Origin of the sequence: Roseomonas genomospecies 6, assembly GCF_008365375.1 — a bacterium.
Taxonomy (GTDB): Bacteria; Pseudomonadota; Alphaproteobacteria; order Azospirillales; family Azospirillaceae; genus Azospirillum.
The window spans coordinates 120,453-144,601 of record NZ_QOKW01000011.1; the positions used below are offsets into that span (position 1 = coordinate 120,453).

The following is a 24,149-nucleotide window of genomic DNA, read 5'->3' on the forward strand; positions in this document are numbered from 1 at the left end:
AAGAACAACGAAAAGGGGCGGCCCTCCCTTTTCGCTGGGTCCGGACCGCCCCTCGGCAAGCTCTCTTCCCTTACATCAGCATGTTCGGCAGGAACAGCACCAGCCCCGGCCACAGCGCCAGAAGAACGACCAGCGCGACCACGGTGCCGACGAAGGGCAGCGATTCGACGATGTACTCCTCTACCGGGCAATCCAGCAGGCTGCACACCGTGTACATGGCGACCCCCACCGGAGGCGTCATGGAGCCCAGCGTGACGATGGTCATCATCAGGATGCCGAAATGGACCGGATCGACGCCCAGCGGCGCTACGATGGGAAGGAAGATCGGCGTCAGCAGAAGCACCAGCACCGTGCTTTCCACGAACAGCCCGGCGATGAACAGGAAGATCAGGATCAGCGCGACCACCAGCAGAGGGTTGGTGGTGATCTGGGTCATCGCCTCCGCGATGGTCTGGGGCGCCTGCTCGAAGATGATGGCGTAGCCGACCATGCCCGAGAACAGGATGATCAGCATGATCAGGCCGGTGTCCACCACCGCTTCCTGAAGCGCTTCCGCCACGGCGGCCCAGGTCAGTTCCCGGTGCAGCAGGAAGCCGACCACCGCGGCGTAGATGACCGCGAAGGCGCCGACTTCCGACGGGGTGAACAGACCGCCGCGGATGGCGAACAGCAGGGCCACAGGAAACAGCAGCGCCCATTTCGCGTCGGCCATCGCCCGCCCCACGGCGCGCAGGGTCGGACGCTCCGCCATTTCCGGACGGTATCCGCGTCGCTTGGCGATCAGCCACACCGTCAGCATCAGCCCGGCCATCATCAGAAGGCCCGGAATGACACCGGCCAGGAACAGCCGCCCGATCGACACGTTGCCGACGAAGCCGTAGAGGATCAGCCCCAGGCTGGGCGGGATGGTCGCGGTGATGAGCGAGCCGACCGCGATGGTCGCCGAAGTGAAGCCCCTCGAATAGCCGCGCGCGATCAGGCTGGGGCCGAGGATGCGCGCCTCCATCGCCGCATCGGCCACCGCCGAGCCGGAGACGCCGCCCATCAGCGTGGACAGCACGATGCAGACCTGCGCCAGCCCGCCGGACATCCAGGACACCAGCACGTTGGAGCAGTTGATGAGCCGGCTGGTGATGCCGGTGCGGTTCATCATGTGCCCGGCCAGCACGAAGAAGGGCACGGCCAGCAGCGGGAAGCTCTGCGAGGCGGAGGCGACCTGCTGCACCCCGATCGACATCGGGATGATCTCGTTGGTCGCGAAGAAGGAGAAGCCGGCGATGCCGATGGCGAAGGCGATGGGAAGCCCCAGGGCCATCAGCGCGAAGAAGGTGACGGCAAGCAGGGTCATGGCACGACCTCCTCGATCTCGCCGGGTTTGGGGGCCGGTGCGAAGACCGGTTTCGGATGGCGGCGCAATTCGCGCAGCGTGTCCAGGATCTGCCCGGTCAGCGTGGCGGCCAGCAACAGGCAGCCCACCGGCACGGCCGACGTCACGAAGGCGTAGCTGATGCCGCTGTCGCCGAACTGGCGCTCCAGGTTCAGCATGGTCAGCCGGTATCCCATCACGACCATGGTCATGAGGAAGGCCACGACCAGCACGCCGAGCACGAGATCCAGCATGGCCCGGCTCTTCACCGGCAGGCGCTTGACCAGATAGTCGATGCCGATGTGGGCGCGCTTGCGCAGCGCCATGTCGGCGCCGAGGAAGGCGACCCAGACGAACAGAAGCTGCGCCACGTCCACCGACCAGACCAGCGGGTGGCCGAACCAGCGCATGACGCCGGCGGCGAAGACGAGAAGCACGATGGCGGCGAGGAGAAGCATCGCCAGGAACGCTTCCCCCTTGTGGAACAAGGACGACATGGTGGAAGTCCCTTGATAGCGGCCGAAAGTGGCGGCGGACGGGCGTTGGTTTGGTAAGTCTTGCCCCCACCCCGGCCCTCCCCCGCTCTCGCGGGAAAGGGTGCCTTTTGCAAAGCGGCGGCAGTCCCCTCCCCTGCGAAGCTCTCGCGCAAACCTTTGGTTTGCGCTGACGCGGCAGGCGGACCTTCGGTCCGCCGAGAGCGGGGGAGGGTTAGGGAGGGGGCAAGGTCAAAACCCCGGCGTCAGTTCTGGAGCAGCTTCTCCACCTCCTTGTGGAGGTCGGCGTAGCCCAGCTTTTCGTAGACCGGGGCGGTCGCCTTGCGGAACGGGGTCACGTCGATCTCCTCGATCGTCATGCCCTTGTCCTTCATCTGCTTCTCGAACTCGGCGAGCGAGGCCTGGGTGGCGCGCGATGCGCTGTCGCCGGCCTTCAGCGCCTCTTCCTTCAGGATCGTCTGCTGGTCCGCCGGCAGCTTGTCGAACCAGGCGGCGCTGGTGACGATGCCGGTGATCAGGTTGATGTGGCCGGTCTTGGTGACGCGGTTGGTCACTTCATACAGGCGGGAACCGAAGCTGGCCGGGTGCTGGGCCTCCACGCCGTCGATCACCTTCTGCTGAAGGCCGGTGTAGACTTCCGACCAGCCCATCGGGGTCGGGGTGGCGCCCATGGCGCGGATCGTCTCCATCCACACCGGCGCGCCCGGGGTGCGCATGCGGATGCCGGCGAGGTCTTCCGGTCCCTTCACCGGCTTGTTGGTCAGCAGGTGGCGTTCGCCCTGCCACCAGTTGAAGGACAGGACCTGATGGCCCGACGCCTTGCGCAGCTTGTCCGACCACTGGTCGAACATGGGGGAGGTGACGACCTTGCGGATGCCGTCGTAACCCTGCGCGAGGTAGGGGCCGCCCAGCACGCCGAATTCCTTCACGAAGACGGCCAGGCGCCCGCCGTCGACGACCACCGCGACGCCCGCTCCGGCGCGGGCCTGCTCCAGCACGTCCTCGTCCTTGCCGAGCTGCGAGCCGGGGAACAGGCGGACGGCCATTTTGCCGCCGGACCGCGCCTCGACGTTCTTCTTGAACTCCTCCAGTCCCTTGTAGAGCGGGTCCTGCTGGGCCAGCGCGGTGTTCACGCTGAGCGTGTAATCGGCGGCGAGCGCACCGCCGCCGGCGACAGTGGCCAGCGCAAGGCCCAGGGCGGCCACGCGCCATGTGCGGGTGATGATGCTCATCGTTCCTCCCCTTCGCGGAAAATGCCTGCTTCACTCAGACGATTGTTCGATCCACAACTGGTATGGTAGTATACAAGAATGGTGTTGTCCATGGGCTTGCGAACGGTGCAGGATGATTCCTCCGCACGGTGCGGTCCGGGCGGGGACCGGCGATAAGGCCGGCAAGAAAGAGGAATGGGGGAAGCCATGTTGAGGAGGATCGAACCGGATCTGGCGGAGCCCGTGGCCCGCCGCGTCTTCCGGGAACTGCGCCACGCCATCGTGACCATGCAGTTCCGTCCCGGGCAGCCCTTGTCGGAGCAGGAGGTCGCGGGGCAGTTGGGTGTCAGCCGCCAGCCGGTGCGCGAAGCCTTCATCAAGCTGAGCGAGTCCGGCTTGCTCATCATCCGCCCGCAGCGCGGAACCTTCGTCGTGAAGATTTCGGCCAAACAGGTGATGGACGCCCGCTTCGTCCGCGAGGCGGTGGAACTGGCCGTGGCCCGCAAGGCGGGAGAGGGGCTGCCCGCCCGCACCGTCCGTGAACTGGAAGCCAACCTGAGGGCCCAGCGCGATGCCGCCGGATGCACGAATCCGACGGCCTTCCTGGAACTGGACGAGGCCTTTCACCGGACCATAGCGCTCGGGGTGGACTGCGAATACGCCTGGAGGGTGGTGGAGGAAACCAAGGCCCAGATGGACCGCGTCCGCTACCTCAGCCTGCCGCAGGCGACCCCGCTGGACCGGCTGATCGCCCAGCACGAACAAATCCTGGAGGGCATCCGGGTGCGCTGCCCCGATGCGGCGGAAGCCGCGATGCGCCTGCACCTGCGGGAGATCCTGACCTCGCTGCCCGAACTGGCCCGTCGCTTCCCCGACCTGTTCGACAGCGACTCCGCCCCCGCCGAACCGGTGGCGGAGTCCGCGTGATCTCCCGCGCCCGCTTCCCCGCGGGCGGGGGAAACCTTGGTCAGAACTGGCTTTCGGCGACCTTCCTCACCAGGAAGTCGCGGAACACCGCGATGCGCTTAGAATGGCGCAGCTCCTCCGGATAGACGAAGAAGGCGTCCACCTTCGATCCGGACTGCTCGGGCAGCACCCGCACCACGTCGCCAAGCCCGGCGACCAGATAATCGGGCAGCGAGCCGATGCCCAGTCCACTCTCCACGGCGCGGAAGATCGCGTAGAGGTTGTTGACCTGAAGAACCGTGCGGTTGCGGGCAACCGGTTCGGTGACCAGATCGCGCAGCCAGTGCGTGTTGGCGAAGGGCGGGCGCATTTCCTGCGGATAGGTCACCAGATCGTGCGACCCCAGATCGGCCACCGTCTGCGGCTCCCCCCGCCGGTCCAGATAGCGGCGGTGCGCGTAGAGGTGCGAGCGGAAGGTCATCAGATGCCGCTGGATCAGGTCCGGCTGGCGCGGCGGGCTCACACGGATCGCCACGTCGGCCTCGCGCATGCCCAAATCCAGCTCGGTGTCGGTGATCAGCAATGTGAGCTGGATGTCCGGGTAGAGCGCCAGGAACTCGCCGATGCGCGGGGTCAGCCATGTCGAGCCGAAGGCCGCCGTCGCGGTCACCTTCAGCGGGCCTTTGGCGGCGTCCTTGCTTTCGCTCAGCATCGCCTGGGTCATCGACAGCTTCGCGAAGATGTCGCGCGCCGCGTGGTTCAGCAATTCGCCCTGTTCGGTCAGGATCAGGCCGCGGGCGTGCCGGTGGAACAGCGGAACGCCGAGGCTGTCTTCCAGCGCGCTGATCTGGCGGCTGACCGCCGATTGGCTGAGGTTGAGGGCCTCGCCCGCGTGGGTGAAGCTGCCGGCCTCGGCCACAGCGTGGAACACCCGCAACTTGTCCCAGTCCATCATCCCGTCCTGCTTCCCTGAGTCCTTGAGCCGTCCATGGGGATTCGCCCTGCGTCCCCCTTTTGCAATACTGTTTATGGCAAAACGCGCCCCAGGTCTTCCATTGCGAACGTCAGAGGCTGTGGCGGTCGCTATTAGACGTCTAATGCCCCGCCCCGCTCACCCCGCCGAAGGGCCGAGCGGCGGCAATCCGATGCTAATCCGGGTGCGTCCGGGGCGCCACCTTGCAAACCCCTGCCGTGCCACAAATGATAGGCTCTGCCCATCAACGACCGCCGTTCCGTTGACGATCGAAGGGGAACAGACATGGACGCGCCCGTTCCGAACCACGCCGACCTCGCCTGCCTGCGCGAGCTGGAGCGCAAGGTTCTCTGGCTCGCGTCCTGGACGGTCCACAACGCCAACCACGTCCGACCCAACCAGGACGGTCTGAAGATCGGCGGTCGTGCCCCACGGGGTGGTGTAGGAGCTGTGGGGAACCGGCCCGCCGCAGCGCCCTCATCTGGCTGGCGTAGGCGGGCCGGTTATCCATAGCGGGCGGTCATCGTGGTTCTTCGGTAGAGTCTGGTCACCACAACACAACCTCGACCGATGGTGACCACGATGACCGACGAGATGATGGCGCTTCGCGCGATGCTTGAGAAGGGCGCGGATGCCGATGTTCTGCGCGAGATGATCGGCTTTGCCGCCGAACGGCTGATGGAGTTGGAGGTGCAGGGGCTGACCGGCGCTGGTCATGGCGAACGGTCTGCCGAGCGGCTGGTCCAGCGCAATGGCTATCGGGATCGCGACTGGGAAACCCGGGCGGGCACCGTCGAGCTGCGCATTCCCAAACTGCGCAAGGGCTCTTACTTTCCAGGCTTTCTGGAGCCGCGGCGGATGGCCGAGAAGGCGCTGACGGCGGTGATCCAGGAGGCCTACATCCAAGGCATCTCGACGCGCTCGGTGGACGATCTGGTCCAGGCGATGGGAATGTCCGGCATCTCCAAGAGCCAGGTCAGCCGGTTGTGCGCCGAGATCGATGAGCGGGTGAAGACCTTCCTCGGCCGCCCCATCGAGGGCGACTGGCCCTACCTGTGGCTGGATGCCACCTACGTGAAGGTGCGCCAGAATGGGCGCATCGTCTCGGTGGCCGTCACCATCGCGGTGGCGGTCAACACCGATGGCCGCCGCGAAGTACTGGGGATGGACATCGGCCCGTCGGAGGCCGAGACCTTCTGGATCGAGTTCCTGCGTAAGCTGAAACGCCGGGGGCTGAACGGCGTCAAGCTGGTGATCTCCGACGCCCATGGCGGCATCAAGGCCGCCGTCACCCGTATTTTCCAGGCGACGTGGCAACGCTGCCGGGTGCATTTCTCCAGGACCGCGCTTGCCCATGCCGGTAAGAGCGGGCGCCGTGTCGTCGCCGCCTTCATCGCCACTGCTTTCGCGCAGGATGATGCGGCATCCGCACGAACGCAGTGGCGGCAAGTGGCCGATCAAGTCCGGGCCAAGCTGCCGAAGCTGGCCGCCCTGATGGACGAGGCGGAAGAAGACGTCCTGGCCTACATGACCTTTCCCAGGGAGCATCGGGCCAAGCTCCACTCGACCAACCCGATTGAACGGCTCAACGGCGAGATCAAGCGGCGCACCGAGGTCGTGGGTATATTTCCCAACGAGGACGCGATTACACGCCTCATCGGTGCCATCCTCTTGGAACAGAACGACGAATGGGCTGTCCAGAGGGCACGCTATATGACGCTGGAAACCATCGCACCTCTCGGCGATGATACCCTCGTCAGCCTGCCCGCTGTGGCCGCCTGACAATCCCGGCCAGACCAGCCGGAGACCATGAGCGCCTCTCCGTTCCTACACCACGGCCGGGGACACGATCAGATCGGCGGGCATCAGGCGTCCTCCGCCTCGCTGGCGACGATCATGACGGCGCTCTATTTCCAGGCCCTGCGTCCGGAGGACCGGGTGGCCGTGAAGCCGCACGCCAGCCCGGTCTTCCACGCGATCCAGTATCTTCTGGGCAACCAGACGCGCGGGAAGCTGGAGAACTTCCGCGGCTTCAAGGGCGCGCAGTCCTATCCGTCGCGGACCAAGGATGAGGACGACGTGGATTTCTCCACCGGCTCGGTCGGGCTGGGGGTGGCGCAAACCCTCTTCGCCTCGCTGGTTCAGGACTATGTGAAGGCCAAGGGCTGGGCGAAGGACCTGCCGGAAGGGCGCATGGTGTCTCTGGTCGGCGATGCCGAGATGGACGAGGGCAACATCTTCGAGGCGCTGCAGGAAGGCTGGAAGCACGGGCTGCGCAACACCTGGTGGATCGTCGATTACAACCGCCAGAGCCTGGACGCGGTGATCCGCGAAGGGCTGTGGGAGCGGCTGGAGAACATCTTCCGCGCCTTCGGCTGGGACGTGGTGATCCTTAAATACGGCAGACTGATGCAGGCGGCCTTCCAGGAGGAGGGCGGCGAGCGCCTGCGCGCCTGGATCGACCGATGCCCGAACCAGCTCTATTGCGCGCTGACCTACCAGGGCGGTGCGGCGTGGCGGAAGCGGCTGCTCGACGATCTGGGCGACCAGGGGCCGGTGACCCGCCTGATCGAGCGCCGCAGCGACGAGGAGCTGGCCCTCTTGATGGGCAATCTCGGCGGTCACGACCTGCCCTCGCTGCTCGACGCCTTCACTCAGGCGCGCACGCACGACCGGCCCGTCTGCTTCATCGCCTACACCATCAAGGGCGCCGGGCTGCCGCTGGCCGGCCACAAGGACAACCATTCCGGTCTGATGACCCCGGCGCAGATGGAGGCGTTCCGCGCCGCCAACGCCGTCCGTCCGGGCCATGAGTGGGACCGCTTCGAAGGGCTGTCCCTGCCCGAGGCGGAGCTGGACGCCTTCCTGAAGCGGGTGCCCTTCGCGGCCAAGGGGCGGCGGCGCCATGGCGCGGCGGCGGTCCCGGTGCCGGCGGCGCTGGCGGCCCCGGCGCAGAAGGCCCTGTCCACCCAGGCGGCCTTCGGCCTGATCCTGAACGAGCTGGGCCGCGAGCGTACGGAACTGGCGGAGCGCATCGTGACGACGGCGCCGGACGTGACGGTCTCCACCAACCTCGGCGCCTGGGTGAACCGCCGCGGCCTGTTCGCCAAGAGCGCGCTGGCCGACCTGTTCAGGAAGGAGCGCATCCCCTCCACCTACACATGGGACTTTTCCCCCGACGGCCAGCATGTCGAGCTGGGCATCGCCGAATCCAATCTGTTCATCCTGCTGTCGGCGCTGGGCCTGTCCCACTCGCTGTTCGGGGAACGGCTGCTGCCCATCGGCACCGTCTACGACCCCTTCGTGATACGGGCGGCGGACCAGTTAAATTACGCCTGCTATCAGGACGCACGCTTTCTGCTGGTGGCCACCCCGTCCGGCGTGACGCTGGCTCCGGAAGGCGGCGCGCACCAGTCCATCGCCACGCCGCTGGTCGGCATGGCCCAGGACGGGTTGGCCTGTTTCGAGCCGGCCTTCGCCGACGAACTGGCCGTCACCATGCGCTGGGCCTTCGACTATATGCAGCGGGAGGGCGAGGGCGAACCGGACGAGCGGAACTGGCTGCGCGACGAGACCGGCGGCTCGGTCTATCTGCGCCTGTCCTCCCGCGTGCTGGAGCAGCCGGTCCGCACCATGGACGCGGAGCTGGAGAGCGGCATCGTGCAGGGCGCCTACTGGCTGCGCCGTCCCGGCCCGAACGCCCAGGTGGTGGTCGCCTACAGCGGCGTGGTGGCGCCGGAGGCCATCGAGGCCGTGGGTATGCTCGGCGAGGACCGGCGGGACGTGGGGCTGCTGGCCGTCACCTCCGCCGACCGGCTGCACGCCGGCTGGAGCGCGGCGCAGCGGGCGCGCGAGCGCGGCAAGCCCCACGCGCGCTCCCACGTCGAACGGCTGCTGGAGGGGGTACCGTCCCACTGCGCGCTGGTGACGGTGCAGGACGGGCATCCGGCGGGGCTGGGCTGGCTGGGCTCGGTCCACGGACACCGCACGCGGGCGCTGGGGGTGGAGCATTTCGGCCAGACCGGCACCATCGCCGATCTCTACCGCCACCACGGCATCGACGCCCAGGCCATCGCCCGCGCGGCGGAGGCCCTATCCCCGGGACGTCCGGTTCGCCATCTGAAGGCGGTGTAGCGGGCATTCCGAACAGGTCCGTCCCGCCCCGCGCCCAGGATCACCACATAAGGATCGTATCCAGGAACGGTCACAGCGCGAGGCGAGGTCGGGATGAGCTGGTCGATCCCCATCGGCACCGTGAAGGGCACGGTGATCCGCATCCACATCACCTTCTTCCTCTTCCTTCTGTGGATCGGCGCGGCCTACCACGCGCAGGGCGGCTGGCCGGCGGCGCTGGAGGGGGTGGTCTTCCTCTCGCTGCTGTTCCTCTGCGTGCTGCTGCACGAGTTCGGTCACGTCTTCGCCGCCCGGCGCTACGGCGTGCGCACGCCGGACATCACCCTGCTGCCCATCGGCGGGGTGGCCCGTCTGGAGCGGCTGCCGGAAAAGCCGTCGCAGGAGCTGGTGGTGGCTCTGGCCGGGCCGGCGGTCAATCTGGTGATCGCGGCGCTGCTCTACGCCGCACTCGGCGGCTTCGTGCCGGCGGGGGCGGCGGAGGTGCAGAACGCCGGGATCGACGTGCTGTCCCGGCTGGCCGTGGTGAACCTGTTCCTGGCGCTGTTCAACCTGATCCCGGCCTTTCCCATGGACGGCGGGCGCGTGCTGCGGGCGGTGCTGGCGAGCCGCATGGGCTATGTCCGCGGCACGCAGGTGGCGGCATCGGTCGGTCAGGCGGTGGCCATCGGGCTCGGGGTGCTGGGGCTGTTCGGCAACCCGCTGCTCCTGTTCATCGCGCTTTTCGTCTATCTGGGTGCGGCGTCGGAGGCGCATGCGGTGCAGATGCGCGAGATCACCCACGGGGTCGTGGTGTCCGACGCCATGGTCACCCGCTTCGAGACGCTTCCGCCCTCCGGCGTGCTGGAGGATGCAGTGCAGTGCCTGATCCGCACGACCCAGCACGAGTTTCCGGTGGTGGACGGGTCCGGCAAGCTGCGCGGCGTGCTAACCCGCGACGACCTGATCCGCGCCCTGCGCGACCGCGGCCCGGACACCCCGGTTCTGGAGGTGATGCGCCCCGACATTCCGGTGGTCCACCGCCACGGCAAGCTGGAGGAGGCGTTGCGCCTGATCCAGGAGAAGAGCCTGCCCGCGGTCGGCGTCGATGACGGGAACGGGCGGCTGGTCGGGCTGGTGACCCCGGAGAATGTCGGCGAAATGATGATGGTCCAGGCGGCGCGGCACGCGGTGCGGCGGTAAGGAAGGCGTCACGCCGTCCCGGCGCCCTCGTACCAGCGCCGGGTCTTGGTGACGATGCGCACCACGGACAGCATCACCGGCACCTCCACCAGCACGCCGACCACGGTGGCCAGCGCAGCGCCCGACCCCAGCCCGAACAGGCTGATGGCCGCGGCCACGGCCAGCTCGAAGAACCGGGTTGCCGCAGCAGTTTTCCGTCAGGAAGGCCAGCAGGTCGTTCATCCAGCCGAACGCGGCGGAATAGATCAGGGAGCGGCTTGCGCGGCGTTGCTCGATCAAACCGGCGTTGGTCAGTTGCGACAGATGGAAGGACAGCGTGGCCGACGTCTTGAATTCCACATTTCGGTAATGATGGAAGCATCGAAATGCGCGTGGGCGTTCAAGTGACCGTTTCATGACGGCCGATCCATGGGCTGCCATCCGCAAGAGAGCGCCGGGCTGGCCCGCCTTCCCCTTTCGGGAACAAGCGGCGGGCGGGCTCATTGTGCTAGGACAGCGGATGCTCCTGCATCAGAAGGGAGGATGACATGGCGATGCGCTCCACGCGCCGGGCGGCGCTGGCCCTGGCCGGCTTCGCAGGGATGACCGCCGCCATGGCGGGACGGAGGGCCGGGGCGGACCAGCCCGTCGTCCATCGCGTCGCCATCCAGGTCAGCAGCAACGATCCGGCGCTGATGAACATGGCGCTGAACAACGTCAAGAACATCATCGAGCATTACAAGAACACCGGCGAAGCGGTGGAGGTGGAGGTGGTCACCTTCGGCCCCGGCCTGCACATGCTGCGCGCCGACCGTTCTCCGGTGAAGGAGCGGCTGACGTCCCTGAAGGGCAGCCTGCCGACGCTGACCTACTCGGCCTGCGAGAACACCCGCAACGGCATGATCCGCGTGGAGCAGGGCGAGGTTCCCATGGTGCCGGAAGCCAAGCTGGTGCCGTCCGGCGTCGTCCGGCTGATCCAGCTTCAGGAGGAAGGCTGGTCCTACATTCGCCCGTGAGGCGGCGCGTCAGTCGGCATCCCGCAGCAACGCCGCGGTCACCGGTCCCACGGTCCCGTTGCCAATGGGCCGCCCGTCCACGCGCAGCAGCGGGCGGATGCCCAGGCTGTTGGTCAGGAAGGCTTCCTCGGCCTCCAGCAGATCGGCGACGGTGAGAGGCATCTCCCCGGCCCCGGCCCGTTCCAGGATCAGCGCGCGGCGGATGCCCGGCAGAGCGCCCTCCTCCACCGGCGGAGTCATCGGGCGCCCGTCGCGGACGACGAACAGGTTCGCCACGCTGGCCTCCGCCAGCCGCCCCGCGCCGTTGAGAAGAAGCGCCTCCCCCGCGCCGCGTGCCGCGGCTTCCTGGCGAGCGAGAATGGAATCCAGGTAATTCAGTGACTTCAGGCGCGACAGCGGTGAATGCTCGTTGCGCCGGGTGGTTCGGGCGATCACCGCCTCCACCGGCCCGGCGGGCGGCGGGGCGGGCGCCAGCGTCATCAGCAGCGTCGGCACGGCGTCGGCGGGAGGAAGCACGCCGCGCGCCCCGGTGCCGCGCGTCAGCGTCAGGCGGAGCACGCCCTCGTCATGGCCCTGCGCCGCGATCAGCGCCGCCGCGGCCTCGGCGAGCCCCGCGGCGGTGTGGGGAAGCGGCAGGCCGAGAAGCGCCACCCCCTCCCCCAGCCGGGCGAGGTGCCGGTCCAGATGGCGGGCGGTCCCCCCGCTCACCCGGATCGTCTCGAACAGCCCGTCGCCCAGCGTGAAGCCGCGGTCCGCCGGGTCGATCCGCGCCTCTTCCGCCGGCAGCAGGCGCCCGTTCAGCCAGAGAAGGCTCATCCTCGATCCCCCTCCAGGGCGCGAAGCTGGGCGCGGATCTTGACCATCATCTCCTCATGCTCCTCAGCCGGGTCGGAATCGGCGACGATGCCGCCGCCGGCCTGGGCGATCACCGCGTCGGGCGTGATGGAGAGGGTTCGGATGACGATGCTGCTGTCCGTGGCACCGTCGAAGCCGATCCAGGCGACGGAGCCGCAATAGGCGCCGCGCCGGGCCACCTCCAGTTCGTCGATGATCTGCATGGCGCGGATCTTGGGCGCCCCGGTGATCGAGCCGCCGGGAAGCGCCGCGCGCAGCAGGTCCACCGCCCCCAGCCCGGACCGCAACCGCGCCGTGACGACCGAGACGAGGTGGTGCACGTTGGAGAAGCTCTCCAGCCCGTAGAGGACCGGCACGCGGACGCTGCCCACCGCCGACACGCGGGCGAGGTCGTTGCGCAGCAGGTCCGTGATCATCAGGTTCTCCGCCCGGTCCTTCACGCTGGCGACCAGTTCCGCGGCGGCGGCGGCGTCCGCCGCGGGGTCGGCGTGGCGCGGGCGGGTGCCCTTGATCGGGCGCGTCTCGATCTCGCCCGAGGCGTTCAGCCGGATGAAGCGCTCCGGCGAGCCGCTGGCGATGCGCAGGCGGGGGCCGCAGTCGAGATAGGCGGCGAAGGGCGCCGGGCTGATCGCGCGCAGCCGGCGGTACAGCGCGTAGGGGTCCAGCCCGGCGGGCCGCTCGGCCAGGAAGCGCTGCGTGAAATTGGCTTGATAGATGTCGCCGGCCCGGATGTATTCCAGCACCCGCTCCACCCGCTCCAGATAATCGGGGCGGGCCAGTTCGCTCCGCCAGGGGGCGCCCGGCACGGGGCCGAGGGGGGGCGCTCCGCCGCCCTCCAGCCGGGCCGCCAGGGCCTTGGCGCGGTCCTCGGCCTCCGGGCGGGCGGCGATGACCCAGGCGCGGCGCTCCGCATGGTCGAAGGCGGCCACCGCGTCATAGAAGCCGAAGGCCATCTCCGGCTGGCCGCCCGCGTTGGCGTGGCGCGAGCGGACCCGCTCCAGCCGCAGCCCGGCCTCGTAGCCGATGAAGCCGACGGCGCCGCCGCGGAAGGGCACTGGTCCCGGCGGACTTTCGGGACGGGCATGGCGCGCCAGTTCGTCGGCAAGCACCGCGAAGGGGTCGCCCGCCACCGGCTGGCCGTCGAGGTAGGCCCGACCGTCCAGCGACTCCAGCGTGCGGAACGGGTCCGCCGCGATGTAGCTGTAGCGGCCATGGGCCGGGTGCGGAGCGGCGCTGTCGAGCAGCATCGACCAGGGCTGTCCGGACAGGGCGCGGAAGGCGTCCGCCGGATCGGCGCAGGAAAGGGGAATCACCAGCATGGAGGCGGTTCTTCCTGAAAGGATGGCTTTTCTTACATCTGGATGGTGGCGCCGCCGTCCACCACCAGCACATGCCCATTGACGTAGGACGCGGCGGGCGAGGCCAGGAACACGGCGGCCCCGGCGATCTCCTCCGGACGGCCCCAGCGGCCGAGCGGCGTGCGGCCCTCGAAATAGGCGGACAGGGCCGGGTTGCCGGTGATGCCGGCGTTGGTCTCCGTCGCGAAGAAGCCGGGGGCGATGGCGTTGCTGGTCAGGCCCCGTCCGCCATACTCCGCGGCGAGCGCCCGCACCATGCCGGTCAGCCCGGCCTTGGCGGCGGCATAGACCGCGTCGTTGGCGCGGGCGACCTGCCCGGCGATGGAGGTCACGGCGATCAGCCGCCCGAAGCCCCGGGGCAGCATCAGCCGCGCCGCCTCCCGCGCCAGGATGAGGCCCGAGGCCAGATCGACGTTCAGCAGATCGCCGATCTCCTCGTCCGAGAAGTCGGTCAGGGGCTTGCGGTTGCGCTGCCCGACATTCTGGACCAGCACGTCGAGCCGCCCATGCTCCCGTTCGATCCGCGCGAAGGCGTCCCGCACCGCCTCCCGGTCGGCCACGTCGAAGGCCAGCACGGTGGCCCGCCCGCCCGCCGCCGCGATGGCCTCGGCCTGCGGTTGCAGACGCGCGGCGTCCCGTCCGTTCAGCAGCACATGGGCGCCGGACCCGGCCATGGCGCGGGCGATTTCCAGCCCCAGCCCGCGCCCGGACCCGGTGACCAGAGCCACCCGGCCTTCCAGCGAGAATTGCGACAGATAGGGACGATGCGGGACGGTCATGGTCACCGATGCGGATGGAACGGACGATTCCGCAGGTTTAGCAGATGCCCCGCCGGATGACATCCCATCAGGAGCGGGGCAGCAGTTCCACCGTTTCCGCGATGGTCCAGCCATCCGTGCGGACCAGCCGCCCGATGCGCCCGTACAGCGTGGTTCCCGCGGGCACGCGCCCGTCCGCGGCCCAGTCCGATGCGGCGGGGACGGTCAGCAGGCCCAGCACCTCCACCGAGAAGGCGACACCGCCGCTGGCCAGCAGGCGCCCGAAGGGCTCCCGCCCCTCGCGAAGCCGGTCGGCGAACTGCGCGGGGAAGTCGCCGAGCGCGATGCGGATGCTCGCCAGTTCCACCGGCAGGGCGTCCGGCCCGACGGTCAGAACGATGTCGCGCAGAAGCGCCGCCCCGTCCGGCTCCGTCCGTTGCCGCAGCACCCGCACGCCCACCGGCTCGCCCCACCGCTCCGACAGGACGGCGGTCATGCCGCGGTCGTGGTCGAGCAACGCCCGGTAGGGCGCCGGCACCGCGGCGGCGGGCAGCGTGGAAAGCGCCTGCGCTCCGGCCCCCCACCCCGCCGTCAGCGCCCGCGCGCGCGCCAGGGCAAAGCCGGGTTCGTCCATGGAGGAACAGCCGGCGACGGAGGCGGACGAAAAGGAAGGCTTCATTCGGAATCGCGGTTCTTCGGAAGGGCTTGGCCATCCCGAGCGGGGGAGCGGCCACGGGCCGGCATTCTAGGAACAGCGCCCCGCCAACCGCAATGCCGAAGGCGCGCATTCCAGGGTCCCTCCCCTATTCGAAGGCGACGCCGGGGCGCAGACCGGCGCGCTTCAGGACGATCGCCAGCGGGCAGAAGCCGGAGAAGGCCGCCTGGAGCATGTTCGCACCGACGAAGGCGGTCAGCCACAGCCAGTTCGGGCTGTGCAGCTGCGACAGGGCGAGGCTCAGCAGGATGATGGTCCCGGCGAAGGCCATCACAACGCGGTCGATGCTCATGTCGTCGTCTCCTTGAGGCGCGTCGGCGCAATTCATTCATTGACACTAAATTAGCAACAACTAAATTATTGCGTCAAGACACGCCCGTCCCGTCGTTCCTGTTCGAAGGTGGCTCGCCATGCCCCGCTCCTCCCGCCGCCGCACGCTGGCGATGGCCGTTCTGCTGGGGGCGCTGTTCCTTGCGCCCACCACATGGGCCGAAACCGGTACTCTGACCGTCCAACCGCGCCCGGTGGAGGATCTGAAGGCCGTCTTCGCCACGGTGGAGAGCGTGCGCGAGGCGCTGGCCCGCACGCGCATCGGCGGCACCGTGGCGGGCCTGAGTGTGACGGAGGGCGACAAGGTGACGGTCGGGCAGGTCATCGCCACCGTGCGCGACCCGAAGCTGCCGCTCCAGCTCGCCGCCCTCGACGCGCGCATCCAGGCGTTGCAGGCGCAGCAGCATCAGGCGGAGCTGGAACTGGGCCGCGCCCGCCAGCTCCGCGCCAGCGGCACCGGCACGCAGCAGCGGCTGGACGACGCGCAGGCCGCGCTGGACGTCGCCCGCGCCCAGATCGCCGCCATGGAGGCCGAGCGCTCCGTCGTCGCCCAACAACTGCGGGAGGGGGAGGTGCTGGCCCCCGCCAACGGGCGCGTCCTTCAGGTCAAGGTCATCGACGGCGCCGTGGTGATGCCGGGCGAGGCGGTCGCGAGCATCGCCACCGACACCTACATCCTGCGGCTCCGCCTGCCGGAGCGGCACGCCCGCTTCCTGAAGGAGGGCGACCCGGTGCTGGTCGGTCGGCGCGGGCTGGCCCCGGCCACCGTTACCGGCCCCGGCCCCGGCCCCGGCCCCGGCGCCGCGGCGCTGATGCGCGGGACCGTCCGGCAGGTCTATCCGGAGATGGACGGCGGGCAGGTGGTGGCCGACGCCACGGTCGGCGGGCTGGGCGACTTCTTCGTGGGCGAGCGGGTGCGGGTCTACGTCGCCACCGGCACGCGGGAGGCCGTGGTGATCCCACCCGATTTCCTGCTGCGCCGCTTCGGCACCGATTTCGTCCGGCTGGCCGACGGGACGGAGGTTCCGGTCCAGGCCGGCGGCGACATCCCCGCGCTGGACGACCGGCCCGGCGGGTTGGAGATCCTGTCCGGCCTGAAGCCCGGCGACGTGATCGTCCGCCCGGCGGGCTCGTGAGGGACGCCATGAGGCTCGGCCTTTCCGGGGTGCTGACGCGGACCTTCATCCGGTCGCCCCTGACCCCGCTTCTGCTGCTCGCCTCGCTGGCGGTCGGCGCCATCGCGCTCCTCTCCCTCCCGCGCGAGGAGGAGCCGCAGATCAGCGTGCCCATGGTGGACATCCTGGTCCAGGCGGACGGGCTGAAGGCCGGCGACGCCGTGGAGCTGGTCACCCGGCCGCTGGAGGAGATCGTCAAGGGCATCGACGGCGTGGAGCACACCTACAGCCAGACCATGGACGACCGCGTGGTGGTCACCGCGCGATTCCTGGTCGGCACCCCGTCCGACGACGCCATCCTGCGCGTGCACGAGAAGGTGCGGGCCAACATGGACCGCATCCCGCTGGGCATTCCGGAACCGCTGATCGTCGGGCGCGGGATCAACGACGTCGCCATCCTGACGCTCACCCTGTCGCCCCGGGCGGAGGCCGCCGGGCGCTGGACCGTCAACGCCCTGCACGGGGTGGCCGGCGACCTGCTGGGCCAACTCGTCCAGGTGGAGGATGTGGGGCGAAGCGTCATCGTCGGCGGGCAGCCCGACCAGATCCGGGTGGAGCCCGATCCGGAACGGCTGGCGCTCTACGGAGTCACGCTGAACCAGCTCGTGGACAAGGTGAGGAACGCCAACCGCTCCTTCATCGCCGGGGCGGTGCGCAGCGCGGGCGGCAGCCTGCCGGCGGTGGCCGGGCAGACGCTCCAGGGAACGGCGGACATCGGGCTGCTTCTGGTCACCACCCGCGACGGGCGGCCCGTCTATGTGAAGGACGTGGCCGACGTGGTGATCGGCGCGCGGGCCGACGAGAGCAGCGCCTGGCATCTGGTGCCGGACGGCAAGGGCGGGCTGGTCCGCACCCCCGCCGTCACCATCGCCATCGCCAAGCGCGCCGGGGCCAACGCCGTCACCATCGCCGACCGCGTGCTGGAGCGCGTCCAGGCTATCGAGGCGGACGGGCTTCCCAAGGACCTGACCCTGACCGTCACCCGCAACTACGGCGAGACCGCCGACGAGAAGGTGAACGAGCTGCTGTTCCATCTGGCGCTCGCCACCGTCACCATCGTCGGGCTGATCGTTCTGGCCATCGGCTGGCGGGAGGGGCTGGTGACGCTGGTCGTCATCCCGACGACGATCCTTCTGACCCTCTTCGCGTCCTGGCTGATGGGCTACACCATCAACCGCGTCAGCCTGTTCGCCTTGATCTTCTCCATCGGCATCCTGGTGGACGACGCCATCGTGGTGGTGGAGAACATCGACCGCCACTGGGCGATGCGCGACGGGCGCAGCAAGGTCCAGGCCGCCGTCGAGGCGGTGGCGGAGGTCGGCAATCCGACCATCGTCGCCACCCTGACCGTCATCGCCGCCCTGCTGCCGATGATGTTCGTGTCGGGCCTGATGGGTCCCTACATGAGCCCGATCCCGGCCAACGCCTCCGCCGCCATGCTGTTCAGCTTCTTCGCCGCCATGGTGCTGACGCCCTGGCTGATGGTGACGCTGCGTCCGGGTGAAACCCCGGCGGGCGGGCATGGCGATCACGATGGCGGCGGGCGGCTGGGGCGCCTCTACCTCGCCGCCGCGCGCCCGGTGGTCCGCAGCAAGCGCCGGGCCTGGATGTTCCTGCTGGCGGTGGGGGTGGCGACCCTCGCCTCCATGGGGCTGTTCTACAGCAAGGACGTGGCGGTCAAGCTGCTGCCCTTCGACAACAAGTCGGAGCTTCAGGTAGTGCTGGACCTGCCCCGCGGCGCGGCGCCGGAGGACACGGAGCGCGCCCTGTTCGCCGCCGCGCGGGCGTTCGCCGACCTGCCGGAACTGGCCAGCGTCCAGGCCTATGCCGGCACCGCCTCTCCCTTCAACTTCAACGGTCTGGTCCGGCATTACTACCTGCGCGACCAGCCGGAACAGGGCGACCTTCAGGTCAACCTCGCCCCCAAGAGCGAGCGGAGCCGCAGCAGCCACGAGATCGCTCTGGACATCCGGGCGCGTCTGGCCGGTCTGCCGCTGCCCGCCGGGACGGTGCTGAAGGTCGTGGAGGTGCCGCCCGGCCCGCCCGTGCTGTCCACTCTGCTGATGGAGGTCTACGGCCCCGACGCGGAGACGCGGCGCAGGGCGGCGCGGGCGGTGGAGGACGCCTTCCGCGGCGTGGATTTCATCGTCGATGTGGAGAACAGCGTCCGTCCGCCCGGCGAACGGCTGCGCTTCGCGCTGGACCAGGAAAGCCTGGAATTCCACGGGGTGGAGGAGCAGGCCGTCTACGACACGCTGCGCGCGCTGACGGGCGGTGTGCCGGTCGGCTACTCGCACCGGGGAGCGGGCCGCAAGCCCATCGAAATCGCCGTGCAGATGCCGCGGTCCGGCCTGTTCCTGTCGGAGCGCATCCTCGCCACGCCGGTGCCGGGGGCGCGCGGCACGGTGGAGTTGGGCGATCTGGTGACGATGACGCGCGAACCCGCCTCCCACCCGCTGTTCCGGCGCAACGGGCGCTTCGCGGAGATGGTCATGGCCGATCTGGCCGGGCGGTTCGAGGCGCCGGTCTACGGCATGATGGCCGTGCAGGACCGGCTGAACGCCATCGACTGGGCCGCCGCCGGCCTTGCCGCCGAGCCGGAGATCCGGATGCACGGCCAGCCCGACGACCAGAGCCGGACCGTGCTTCTGTGGGACGGCGAGTGGGAGATCACCTACGTCACCTTCCGCGACATGGGGGCGGCCTTCGGCGTGGCGATCCTGGGCATCTACCTGCTGGTCGTCGCGCAGTTCGGAAGCTTCAAGCTGCCGCTGGTCATCCTGGTGCCGGTGCCGCTGACCCTGATCGGAATCGTGCTGGGCCACTGGCTGTTCGGGGCGGCCTTCACCGCCACCTCCATGATCGGATTCATCGCCCTGGCCGGGATCATCGTGCGCAACTCCATCCTGCTGGTGGACTTCATCCGCCACCTGCGCGATTGCGGGACGCCGCTGCGCGACGCGGTGCTGGAGGCCGGGGCCATCCGCTTCAAGCCGATCCTGCTGACCGCCGTCGCCGCGATGATCGGGGCCGCCTTCATCCTGACCGACCCGATCTTCCAGGGGCTGGCGATTTCGCTGCTGTTCGGGCTGTTCAGTTCGACCCTTCTGACGGTGCTGGTGATCCCCGCGATCTACGTCGTCCTGCGAGGCGAGGATGCCGGCCACCGTCACCGTGAAACCGTCGCCACTCGGGGATGACCATGCTGAAGACCCTTCTCTCCCTCCTTGGAATCAACCGGAGCGCAAACACCATGAGCGACCAGATCAAGACCGTCGACGCGGCCACCGTCATGGGATGGCTGAAGGAGGGTTCGGCGGTGATCGTGGACGTCCGCGAACCCCACGAACACCGCGCCGGCCACATCCCCGGCGCCACGCTGGTGCCGCTGTCGCGGTTCGACCCGGCCCGCGTGCCGGATTCGGCGGGCAAGCATCTGGTCTTCCACTGCCAGAGTGGGCGCCGCTGCGGCCCCGCCTCCGAGCGGATGGCGGCCAGCGGCCATGACGGGGACATTTATCGGCTGAACGGCGGCATGGCCGCCTGGATGGCCGCGTCCGGTCCGGTCGAACGCTGACGGGGGCGCCTCAGGTCAGCGTGGCTGGCCTTCGGCCACGCAGCGCGCATCGACGCAGAACTGCCGGTAAAGCTCCATCAGGATCGGACGCACCCGGTCCGACCCGATGCGGTAGTGGATGGAGGTGCCGTCCCGCCGGGTGGCGACCAGCCCCTCCTCCCGCAGCTTGGCGAGGTGCTGGGACAGGTTCGATTGCGACAGGCCGAGCCGCCGCGCGAGATCGCTGACCGGCATCTCCCCGTCCAGCAGGCTGCACAGGATCATCAGCCGGTGGCGGCTGGCGATGGAACGCAGGAAGGCTTCGGCCTCGGCGGCCCGCGCTTCCAGCTCGGCGGGGTCGAGCGGCGGATCGGTGGGTGGCATGGGCCTTGTCCGACCTATAAATCAGATACATCTAATCTACAGGGAGCCCGCCGGGGATCAAGCGGATTGCACCCTCCCCAGAGGCGACGCCTTGCTGAACCGCGTTCAGGCGGGAATTTGCCCGGACCGGGATTAAAAGGCCCCCCCGAACGAAAACGATGCAGGGAAACAGAAATCCAGTCCACGGGGTGGAGTCGTGACGTTCGGCCTGCGCGACCAACTGTCAAATCAATTGCGTTCCTTGCGCCGCTACGCGCTGGCGCTGGCCCGCAACCGCGACGATGCGGAGGATCTCGTGCAGGAAACGCTGGTGCGCGCCATTTCCGGGTCACGGACCTTCCGTCCGAACGGCGACCTGCGGTCCTGGCTGTTCGGCATCCTCCACAACGTCCACGTCAACGGCGTGCGGCGGGAGCAGGTGCGGGCGCGCGGGGTCTCGGCCATCGAGGCCATGGCGCATGGGCAGGTGCCGCCCAACCAGCCCGACCATGTGGAGCTGGTGCGGACCATGGAGGCCTTCGCCTCCCTGCCCGAGGAGCAGCGCCGCGTCCTGACCCTTGTCGCCGTGGAGGGGATGAGCTACCAGGAAGCCGCGAGGTTGCTGGACATTCCGCTGGGCACACTGATGTCGCGGCTGGCTCGCGGGCGGGAAGCCCTGCGTGTTGAAATGGGCCACCGGCAGCGCGCCGCGGTCCCCCTGCGGGTGGTGAGCTGAGCATGGGACGTGACCCCGTCAACATCGGTCCGGACGCCGACCTGCACCTCTACATGGACGGCGAGATGGACGCGGCGCGGCGCATCGCCTTCGAAGCCCATCTGGCCGGCAACCCGGCGCTGGCCGCGAAGCTGCACGACTACCTTCACCAGCGCGAGATGCTGAAGCTGGGGCTGGACATGATGGCCGCCGCCCCGCCGCGGACCACGGAAAGCCTCGCCAGCCGGCTGTGGCGCCGCCTGCATCTGGACCGCGCCACCCGCCGGCTCGCCCCGCTCGCCGCGGCGGTGCTGCTCATGACCGGGGGGTGGAGCCTCGCCGTGTGGGTGGGGGCGGAACGGAGCGGACCGGAGCGGGTGCTGGCCGATAAGGCGGAGGAAGTGCCCGCCTTCGCGGGCGAGGCGGCGCAGGCGCATTCCAAGGCCGTCGCGCTGACGACCCTGCAATCCGCGGCGGTGCCGGCGGACATCGCGCTGGTGCTGGCGCTCGCGCAGGCCCAGCCGGGCCGCGCCGGCGGCATGACGGTGGAGCTTCCCGCCGTCGATCCCAATCTGACGCTGGTCCGCGCCTCCTTCATCCCGTGGAACAACGGCGCCGCGCTTCAGTTTGTCTATAGGGAGGCCGACGGGGAACTGCTCACGCTGTTCGTGGCCGCCGGCGACACGACGCTGGACGGCGCGCTGCACACCGTGGAGCGGGACAGCCTGCGGCTGGTCTACTGGCGGGCCGGCATGGTCGCCTACACCGTGACCGGCAGCAAGGCGGACGGTGATCTGATGACCGTCGCCAAGCGTATGGCGGACAGTGTGCGCCGATCCTGATACGGCACCGCGTCGGTGCCTCACCGAACCTGTGGAGCCCAGCCATGAGCCTGTACACCGATCCGGATGAACGGAACGGCCATCCGCTGGACATGGTCGAAACCTTCATCGCCCGCGAGCATTGGGAGCCGATCCTGCGGCTGGCCGCCGTCAACGGCATGATCATGGGCGCCGTGACCCTCCTTCTCGGTCTGGACGCCCTGCCCGGCCTCGCGATCATCCACATCATCACCTTCGCCACGGCCATGGCCCAGGGATTCCTCGCGCTGCGCCTGGACGAGAGCGGGCACGAGGACGCTGCCGTCGCCGTGGGGCGCCGCTCCATGTCCGCCTTCCTGCTGGCCGGAGTCACGCTGCTGCTGATGCCCTTCGCGGCGTGAGGGGGTAAAAGTCACGCACGGGGAAAGCGAAACGTGACATGGTCCCCGTCCCGCCGGGGATAGCCCCGTGCGGGGAACCGTGAGAGGGGAATGGGACAGCCGATGCGGGGCAGGCAGACACGCGCCGGGGGCCGGATGCAGATCCGCGCACCCTATCTGGACCCGGTGCGTGTGGGAGAGACCTCCGGGAACCTGCGGTGCCGCTGCTGCGGGCGGCCCGACGGGGTTGTCGTGCGCTGCCTGCCCGATGGGCGCTGGTACGACGGGGCGGACGAGACGTGGCGCGACGGGCGCGGGCGCCGCGTGCCCTGGCCGGAGGCCACCGAATACGCCGCCACCACCGACATCCTGGTCGGCGTCGAGGCGCTGCGCATCACCCGCTCTGCGGTCGAGCGGGTCCGCCTGCTGTGCAACCGCTGCCGCCGGCTGGAGGGCGCCGTCCATGGCCGCGCCCGCGCCCGCATCAGCATCCTGCTGCGCCGGGCCATCGGCGACCTGTTCCTGGGCCGCTACGACGACCCCGCCGTCCTCACGGCGCTGGTGGATCTCTACCGCAAGGACGGCTGAAGGCTGGATTGTGGATCAGCCGGCGTCCTCCGCCGCCATGCCGCCATCCAGCCTCGCGGCCAGTTCCCGCCGGGCCAGCACCTCCGGCGCCAGCGGTGTCGCGGGCGCCGCGGCGGGCAGATGGCCGTAGGCGCCGATTCCGAACGCCCCGGCGTCGCCGACGATCCACTCCTCCGCGGGGGACGGCGGCGTTTCGATCTTCCGGAACAGCGCCGCGGCGGAGGCCAGCGCGGAGGACGCGGTGAGAGGGATGGTGGAATTCGCGCGTTCGGTCCGGCCCTGCATGGCCAAGACTTCTTCCTGAGCATCGGACATGGGCCTCTCCCTCACCGTCTGACGAAGGGTGACGCTGAAAGTGTGACATGACGGCCACGCTCCATTCAATTGCACGAACGGCAATCGTATGAATGCCAATCGTATGAAAGGACGAGCCACCGCTTGGACAACAGTCCGTGGCCGGCGCTGGTTCATAGGCAATTAGGGGGAATACGGGCCGGGGGAGCCTTGCCCCGTTCCGGGCGTTCCGTTCACGGCACGGAAACAGGGAGAGACGGCAGGCGCATGGGACGGTTCTTCCGCTGGACGGCGGCCTTGCTGCTGCTCGCCGCCGTCGGCGGGGCGGCGCTGGTGGGAACGGGCATGGTGACGGTTCCGCCCCGCTACGACCCTTGGGCGCCGCTGGACATCGGGGAGGCGCCGAACCTGCTGACCCGCCTCAAGCTGTCACGGCTTGAGGGGGCGCCCCGGCAATGCCACGCCGTTCTTGGGACCGCGGGTCTGCGCTTCACGCCGGTGGAAGACCGCCGCACGGGCGACGGCTGCGGCCTGACGGACGCGGTGCAGGTCGGCCGGTCGGCGGTGGCCTTCAACAGCGGCTTCACCGTCACCTGCCCTCTGGCCGCCGCCTGGATGCTGTTCGAGACGCACACGCTCCAGCCCGCGGCGGAGCGGCATTTCGGCCAGCGCGTCGCGCGGGTGCGCCATCTGGGAAGCTACGCCTGCCGCAACCTGTACGGACGGGCGGAGGGGCGCCGCAGCCAGCACGCGACCGCCAACGCCATCGACATCGCCGGGTTCACGCTGGCCGACGGAACCACCATCGCCCTGCCCGGCGACTGGGGACCGGCTGACGCGCCGAAGGGCGCCTTCCTGCGCGACGTGCGCGACGGCGCCTGCGGCGTCTTCCGCGCCGTGCTGGGCCCCGACTACAACGAGGCCCACCGCGACCACTTCCACCTCGATATGGGGCCGCACCGCGTCTGCCGGTGAGGCCCCTT

General features: G+C 69.3%; 26 protein-coding genes. 14 read left to right on the plus strand and 12 right to left on the minus strand.

The annotated features are described in order from the left end of the window. Nucleotides 1-70 precede the first annotated feature (70 nt). From DS843_RS15590 to DS843_RS15600, 3 genes are all read right to left on the minus strand, one after another. A complete protein-coding gene (locus tag DS843_RS15590) occupies nt 71-1,348 on the minus strand; it encodes a TRAP transporter large permease (RefSeq protein WP_149469811.1) in 1,278 nt (425 codons plus the stop codon). Next, nucleotides 1,345-1,863: a TRAP transporter small permease gene (locus DS843_RS15595; protein WP_149469812.1), complete on the minus strand. Its 519-nt coding sequence runs from the start codon at nt 1,861-1,863 to the stop codon at nt 1,345-1,347. Before DS843_RS15595 ends, DS843_RS15590 begins: the two co-directional genes overlap by 4 nt. Before the next feature lie 242 nt (nt 1,864-2,105). After that, complete coding sequence (locus tag DS843_RS15600; RefSeq protein ID WP_149469813.1) at nt 2,106-3,092, minus strand: C4-dicarboxylate TRAP transporter substrate-binding protein; 987 nt, start codon at nt 3,090-3,092, stop codon at nt 2,106-2,108. A 186-nt stretch (nt 3,093-3,278) separates the two neighbouring features. Here DS843_RS15600 and DS843_RS15605 point away from each other — a divergent pair, with 186 nt between their 5' ends. Further along, nucleotides 3,279-3,998, plus strand: a complete 720-nt coding sequence (locus DS843_RS15605) for a GntR family transcriptional regulator (protein ID WP_149469814.1) — start codon at nt 3,279-3,281, stop codon at nt 3,996-3,998. A 40-nt stretch (nt 3,999-4,038) separates the two neighbouring features. Here DS843_RS15605 and DS843_RS15610 read toward each other — a convergent pair whose 3' ends face one another. Beyond that, nucleotides 4,039-4,929: a LysR family transcriptional regulator gene (locus DS843_RS15610; RefSeq protein ID WP_167525326.1), complete on the minus strand. Its 891-nt coding sequence runs from the start codon at nt 4,927-4,929 to the stop codon at nt 4,039-4,041. Between the two features lie 603 nt (nt 4,930-5,532). Between DS843_RS15610 and DS843_RS15620 the strand changes: the two genes are divergently transcribed. The 3 genes from DS843_RS15620 (at nt 5,533) to DS843_RS15630 (ending at nt 10,263) form a co-directional block, all read left to right on the plus strand. Next, complete coding sequence (locus DS843_RS15620) at nt 5,533-6,732, plus strand: IS256 family transposase (RefSeq protein ID WP_149469817.1); 1,200 nt, start codon at nt 5,533-5,535, stop codon at nt 6,730-6,732. Nucleotides 6,733-6,759: 27 nt separating this feature from the next. Beyond that, nucleotides 6,760-9,084 (plus strand): transketolase, encoded by a 2,325-nt coding sequence (locus DS843_RS15625; RefSeq protein ID WP_149469818.1) that lies wholly within the window; start codon nt 6,760-6,762, stop codon nt 9,082-9,084. 93 nt (nt 9,085-9,177) lie between these two features. Then, a complete protein-coding gene (locus DS843_RS15630; RefSeq protein WP_149469819.1) occupies nt 9,178-10,263 on the plus strand; it encodes a site-2 protease family protein in 1,086 nt (361 codons plus the stop codon). Nucleotides 10,264-10,271: 8 nt separating this feature from the next. Here the strand turns inward: DS843_RS15630 and DS843_RS15635 are convergent, their stop codons facing one another. Beyond that, a complete protein-coding gene (locus DS843_RS15635) occupies nt 10,272-10,421 on the minus strand; it encodes a hypothetical protein (RefSeq protein WP_475849201.1) in 150 nt (49 codons plus the stop codon). Here DS843_RS15635 and DS843_RS31220 point away from each other — a divergent pair. Together DS843_RS31220 and DS843_RS15645 are read left to right on the plus strand one after the other, a co-directional pair. Beyond that, nucleotides 10,408-10,650 carry a hypothetical protein gene (locus DS843_RS31220; protein ID WP_167525320.1) on the plus strand — a complete coding sequence of 81 codons (243 nt, stop codon included), beginning with the start codon at nt 10,408-10,410 and terminating at the stop codon, nt 10,648-10,650. The two genes, DS843_RS15635 and DS843_RS31220, sit on opposite strands and share 14 nt — an antisense overlap. Before the next feature lie 140 nt (nt 10,651-10,790). Continuing rightward, nucleotides 10,791-11,258 (plus strand): DsrE family protein, encoded by a 468-nt coding sequence (locus tag DS843_RS15645; protein WP_208852251.1) that lies wholly within the window; start codon nt 10,791-10,793, stop codon nt 11,256-11,258. Nucleotides 11,259-11,267: 9 nt separating this feature from the next. On the opposite strand, the gene DS843_RS15650 is transcribed toward DS843_RS15645, so the two are convergent. The 5 genes from DS843_RS15650 to DS843_RS15670 form a co-directional block, all read right to left on the minus strand. Beyond that, nucleotides 11,268-12,074 (minus strand): aminotransferase class IV, encoded by an 807-nt coding sequence (locus DS843_RS15650; RefSeq protein ID WP_149469820.1) that lies wholly within the window; start codon nt 12,072-12,074, stop codon nt 11,268-11,270. Then, nucleotides 12,071-13,432 carry an aminodeoxychorismate synthase component I gene (gene pabB, locus DS843_RS15655; RefSeq protein WP_149469821.1) on the minus strand — a complete coding sequence of 454 codons (1,362 nt, stop codon included), beginning with the start codon at nt 13,430-13,432 and terminating at the stop codon, nt 12,071-12,073. The genes DS843_RS15650 and pabB overlap by 4 nt, the downstream gene beginning before the upstream one ends. 32 nt (nt 13,433-13,464) lie before the next feature. Beyond that, complete coding sequence (locus DS843_RS15660) at nt 13,465-14,250, minus strand: SDR family oxidoreductase (RefSeq protein WP_149469822.1); 786 nt, start codon at nt 14,248-14,250, stop codon at nt 13,465-13,467. Between the two features lie 67 nt (nt 14,251-14,317). Next, the gene (locus DS843_RS15665) at nt 14,318-14,863 is read right to left on the minus strand and encodes a hypothetical protein (protein ID WP_286192123.1); all 546 of its coding nucleotides are present in this window, start codon (nt 14,861-14,863) and stop codon (nt 14,318-14,320) included. 169 nt (nt 14,864-15,032) lie between these two features. Beyond that, nucleotides 15,033-15,236, minus strand: a complete 204-nt coding sequence (locus DS843_RS15670; RefSeq protein ID WP_149469824.1) for a YgaP family membrane protein — start codon at nt 15,234-15,236, stop codon at nt 15,033-15,035. A 118-nt stretch (nt 15,237-15,354) separates the two neighbouring features. On the opposite strand from DS843_RS15670, the gene DS843_RS15675 reads away from it, so the two are divergent. From DS843_RS15675 to DS843_RS15685, 3 genes are read left to right on the plus strand one after another with little or no spacing between them, the layout of a single operon-like run. After that, nucleotides 15,355-16,410, plus strand: a complete 1,056-nt coding sequence (locus DS843_RS15675) for an efflux RND transporter periplasmic adaptor subunit (protein ID WP_286192124.1) — start codon at nt 15,355-15,357, stop codon at nt 16,408-16,410. Between the two features lie 8 nt (nt 16,411-16,418). Beyond that, nucleotides 16,419-19,649 carry an efflux RND transporter permease subunit gene (locus DS843_RS15680; protein ID WP_149469825.1) on the plus strand — a complete coding sequence of 1,077 codons (3,231 nt, stop codon included), beginning with the start codon at nt 16,419-16,421 and terminating at the stop codon, nt 19,647-19,649. Between the two features lie 53 nt (nt 19,650-19,702). After that, nucleotides 19,703-20,026: a rhodanese-like domain-containing protein gene (locus tag DS843_RS15685; RefSeq protein ID WP_286192125.1), complete on the plus strand. Its 324-nt coding sequence runs from the start codon at nt 19,703-19,705 to the stop codon at nt 20,024-20,026. Between the two features lie 15 nt (nt 20,027-20,041). Here DS843_RS15685 and DS843_RS15690 read toward each other — a convergent pair whose 3' ends face one another. Further along, on the minus strand, nt 20,042-20,389 hold the full coding sequence (locus DS843_RS15690) for an ArsR/SmtB family transcription factor (RefSeq protein WP_149469827.1): 348 nt from the start codon (nt 20,387-20,389) through the stop codon (nt 20,042-20,044). 196 nt (nt 20,390-20,585) lie between these two features. Here DS843_RS15690 and DS843_RS15695 point away from each other — a divergent pair, with 196 nt between their 5' ends. The 4 genes from DS843_RS15695 to DS843_RS15710 all read left to right on the plus strand — a co-directional run bounded on the left by DS843_RS15695 (nt 20,586) and on the right by DS843_RS15710 (nt 22,872). Beyond that, the gene (locus DS843_RS15695) at nt 20,586-21,104 is read left to right on the plus strand and encodes a sigma-70 family RNA polymerase sigma factor (protein ID WP_149469828.1); all 519 of its coding nucleotides are present in this window, start codon (nt 20,586-20,588) and stop codon (nt 21,102-21,104) included. Between the two features lie 2 nt (nt 21,105-21,106). Next, entirely contained in the window at nt 21,107-21,925 is an 819-nt protein-coding gene (locus tag DS843_RS15700) for an anti-sigma factor family protein (RefSeq protein ID WP_149469829.1), read from the plus strand. A 44-nt stretch (nt 21,926-21,969) separates the two neighbouring features. Then, entirely contained in the window at nt 21,970-22,305 is a 336-nt protein-coding gene (locus tag DS843_RS15705) for a hypothetical protein (protein WP_149469830.1), read from the plus strand. Between the two features lie 135 nt (nt 22,306-22,440). Beyond that, the gene (locus tag DS843_RS15710) at nt 22,441-22,872 is read left to right on the plus strand and encodes a hypothetical protein (RefSeq protein ID WP_149469831.1); all 432 of its coding nucleotides are present in this window, start codon (nt 22,441-22,443) and stop codon (nt 22,870-22,872) included. A 15-nt stretch (nt 22,873-22,887) separates the two neighbouring features. Here the strand turns inward: DS843_RS15710 and DS843_RS15715 are convergent, their stop codons facing one another. Further along, nucleotides 22,888-23,187 carry a hypothetical protein gene (locus DS843_RS15715; protein ID WP_149469832.1) on the minus strand — a complete coding sequence of 100 codons (300 nt, stop codon included), beginning with the start codon at nt 23,185-23,187 and terminating at the stop codon, nt 22,888-22,890. Nucleotides 23,188-23,433: 246 nt separating this feature from the next. On the opposite strand from DS843_RS15715, the gene DS843_RS15720 reads away from it, so the two are divergent. Next, nucleotides 23,434-24,141, plus strand: coding sequence for an extensin-like domain-containing protein (locus DS843_RS15720; RefSeq protein WP_149469833.1), 708 nt, complete (start codon nt 23,434-23,436; stop codon nt 24,139-24,141). The last annotated feature ends 8 nt before the right edge of the window (nt 24,142-24,149 follow it).

Coding starts and splice junctions, on each gene's coding strand:
- DS843_RS15590 (WP_149469811.1), bottom strand. CDS start 1,348: ATGACCCTGCTTGCCGTCACCTTCTTCGCGCTGATGGCCCTGGGGCTT.
- DS843_RS15595 (WP_149469812.1), bottom strand. CDS start 1,863: ATGTCGTCCTTGTTCCACAAGGGGGAAGCGTTCCTGGCGATGCTTCTC.
- DS843_RS15600 (WP_149469813.1), bottom strand. CDS start 3,092: ATGAGCATCATCACCCGCACATGGCGCGTGGCCGCCCTGGGCCTTGCG.
- DS843_RS15605 (WP_149469814.1), top strand. CDS start 3,279: ATGTTGAGGAGGATCGAACCGGATCTGGCGGAGCCCGTGGCCCGCCGC.
- DS843_RS15610 (WP_167525326.1), bottom strand. CDS start 4,929: ATGGACTGGGACAAGTTGCGGGTGTTCCACGCTGTGGCCGAGGCCGGC.
- DS843_RS15620 (WP_149469817.1), top strand. CDS start 5,533: ATGACCGACGAGATGATGGCGCTTCGCGCGATGCTTGAGAAGGGCGCG.
- DS843_RS15625 (WP_149469818.1), top strand. CDS start 6,760: ATGAGCGCCTCTCCGTTCCTACACCACGGCCGGGGACACGATCAGATC.
- DS843_RS15630 (WP_149469819.1), top strand. CDS start 9,178: ATGAGCTGGTCGATCCCCATCGGCACCGTGAAGGGCACGGTGATCCGC.
- DS843_RS31220 (WP_167525320.1), top strand. CDS start 10,408: ATGGCCGCGGCCACGGCCAGCTCGAAGAACCGGGTTGCCGCAGCAGTT.
- DS843_RS15645 (WP_208852251.1), top strand. CDS start 10,791: ATGGCGATGCGCTCCACGCGCCGGGCGGCGCTGGCCCTGGCCGGCTTC.
- DS843_RS15650 (WP_149469820.1), bottom strand. CDS start 12,074: ATGAGCCTTCTCTGGCTGAACGGGCGCCTGCTGCCGGCGGAAGAGGCG.
- pabB (WP_149469821.1), bottom strand. CDS start 13,432: ATGCTGGTGATTCCCCTTTCCTGCGCCGATCCGGCGGACGCCTTCCGC.
- DS843_RS15660 (WP_149469822.1), bottom strand. CDS start 14,250: ATGACCGTCCCGCATCGTCCCTATCTGTCGCAATTCTCGCTGGAAGGC.
- DS843_RS15665 (WP_286192123.1), bottom strand. CDS start 14,863: ATGGACGAACCCGGCTTTGCCCTGGCGCGCGCGCGGGCGCTGACGGCG.
- DS843_RS15670 (WP_149469824.1), bottom strand. CDS start 15,236: ATGAGCATCGACCGCGTTGTGATGGCCTTCGCCGGGACCATCATCCTG.
- DS843_RS15675 (WP_286192124.1), top strand. CDS start 15,355: ATGCCCCGCTCCTCCCGCCGCCGCACGCTGGCGATGGCCGTTCTGCTG.
- DS843_RS15680 (WP_149469825.1), top strand. CDS start 16,419: ATGAGGCTCGGCCTTTCCGGGGTGCTGACGCGGACCTTCATCCGGTCG.
- DS843_RS15685 (WP_286192125.1), top strand. CDS start 19,703: ATGAGCGACCAGATCAAGACCGTCGACGCGGCCACCGTCATGGGATGG.
- DS843_RS15690 (WP_149469827.1), bottom strand. CDS start 20,389: ATGCCACCCACCGATCCGCCGCTCGACCCCGCCGAGCTGGAAGCGCGG.
- DS843_RS15700 (WP_149469829.1), top strand. CDS start 21,107: ATGGGACGTGACCCCGTCAACATCGGTCCGGACGCCGACCTGCACCTC.
- DS843_RS15705 (WP_149469830.1), top strand. CDS start 21,970: ATGAGCCTGTACACCGATCCGGATGAACGGAACGGCCATCCGCTGGAC.
- DS843_RS15710 (WP_149469831.1), top strand. CDS start 22,441: ATGCAGATCCGCGCACCCTATCTGGACCCGGTGCGTGTGGGAGAGACC.
- DS843_RS15715 (WP_149469832.1), bottom strand. CDS start 23,187: ATGTCCGATGCTCAGGAAGAAGTCTTGGCCATGCAGGGCCGGACCGAA.
- DS843_RS15720 (WP_149469833.1), top strand. CDS start 23,434: ATGGGACGGTTCTTCCGCTGGACGGCGGCCTTGCTGCTGCTCGCCGCC.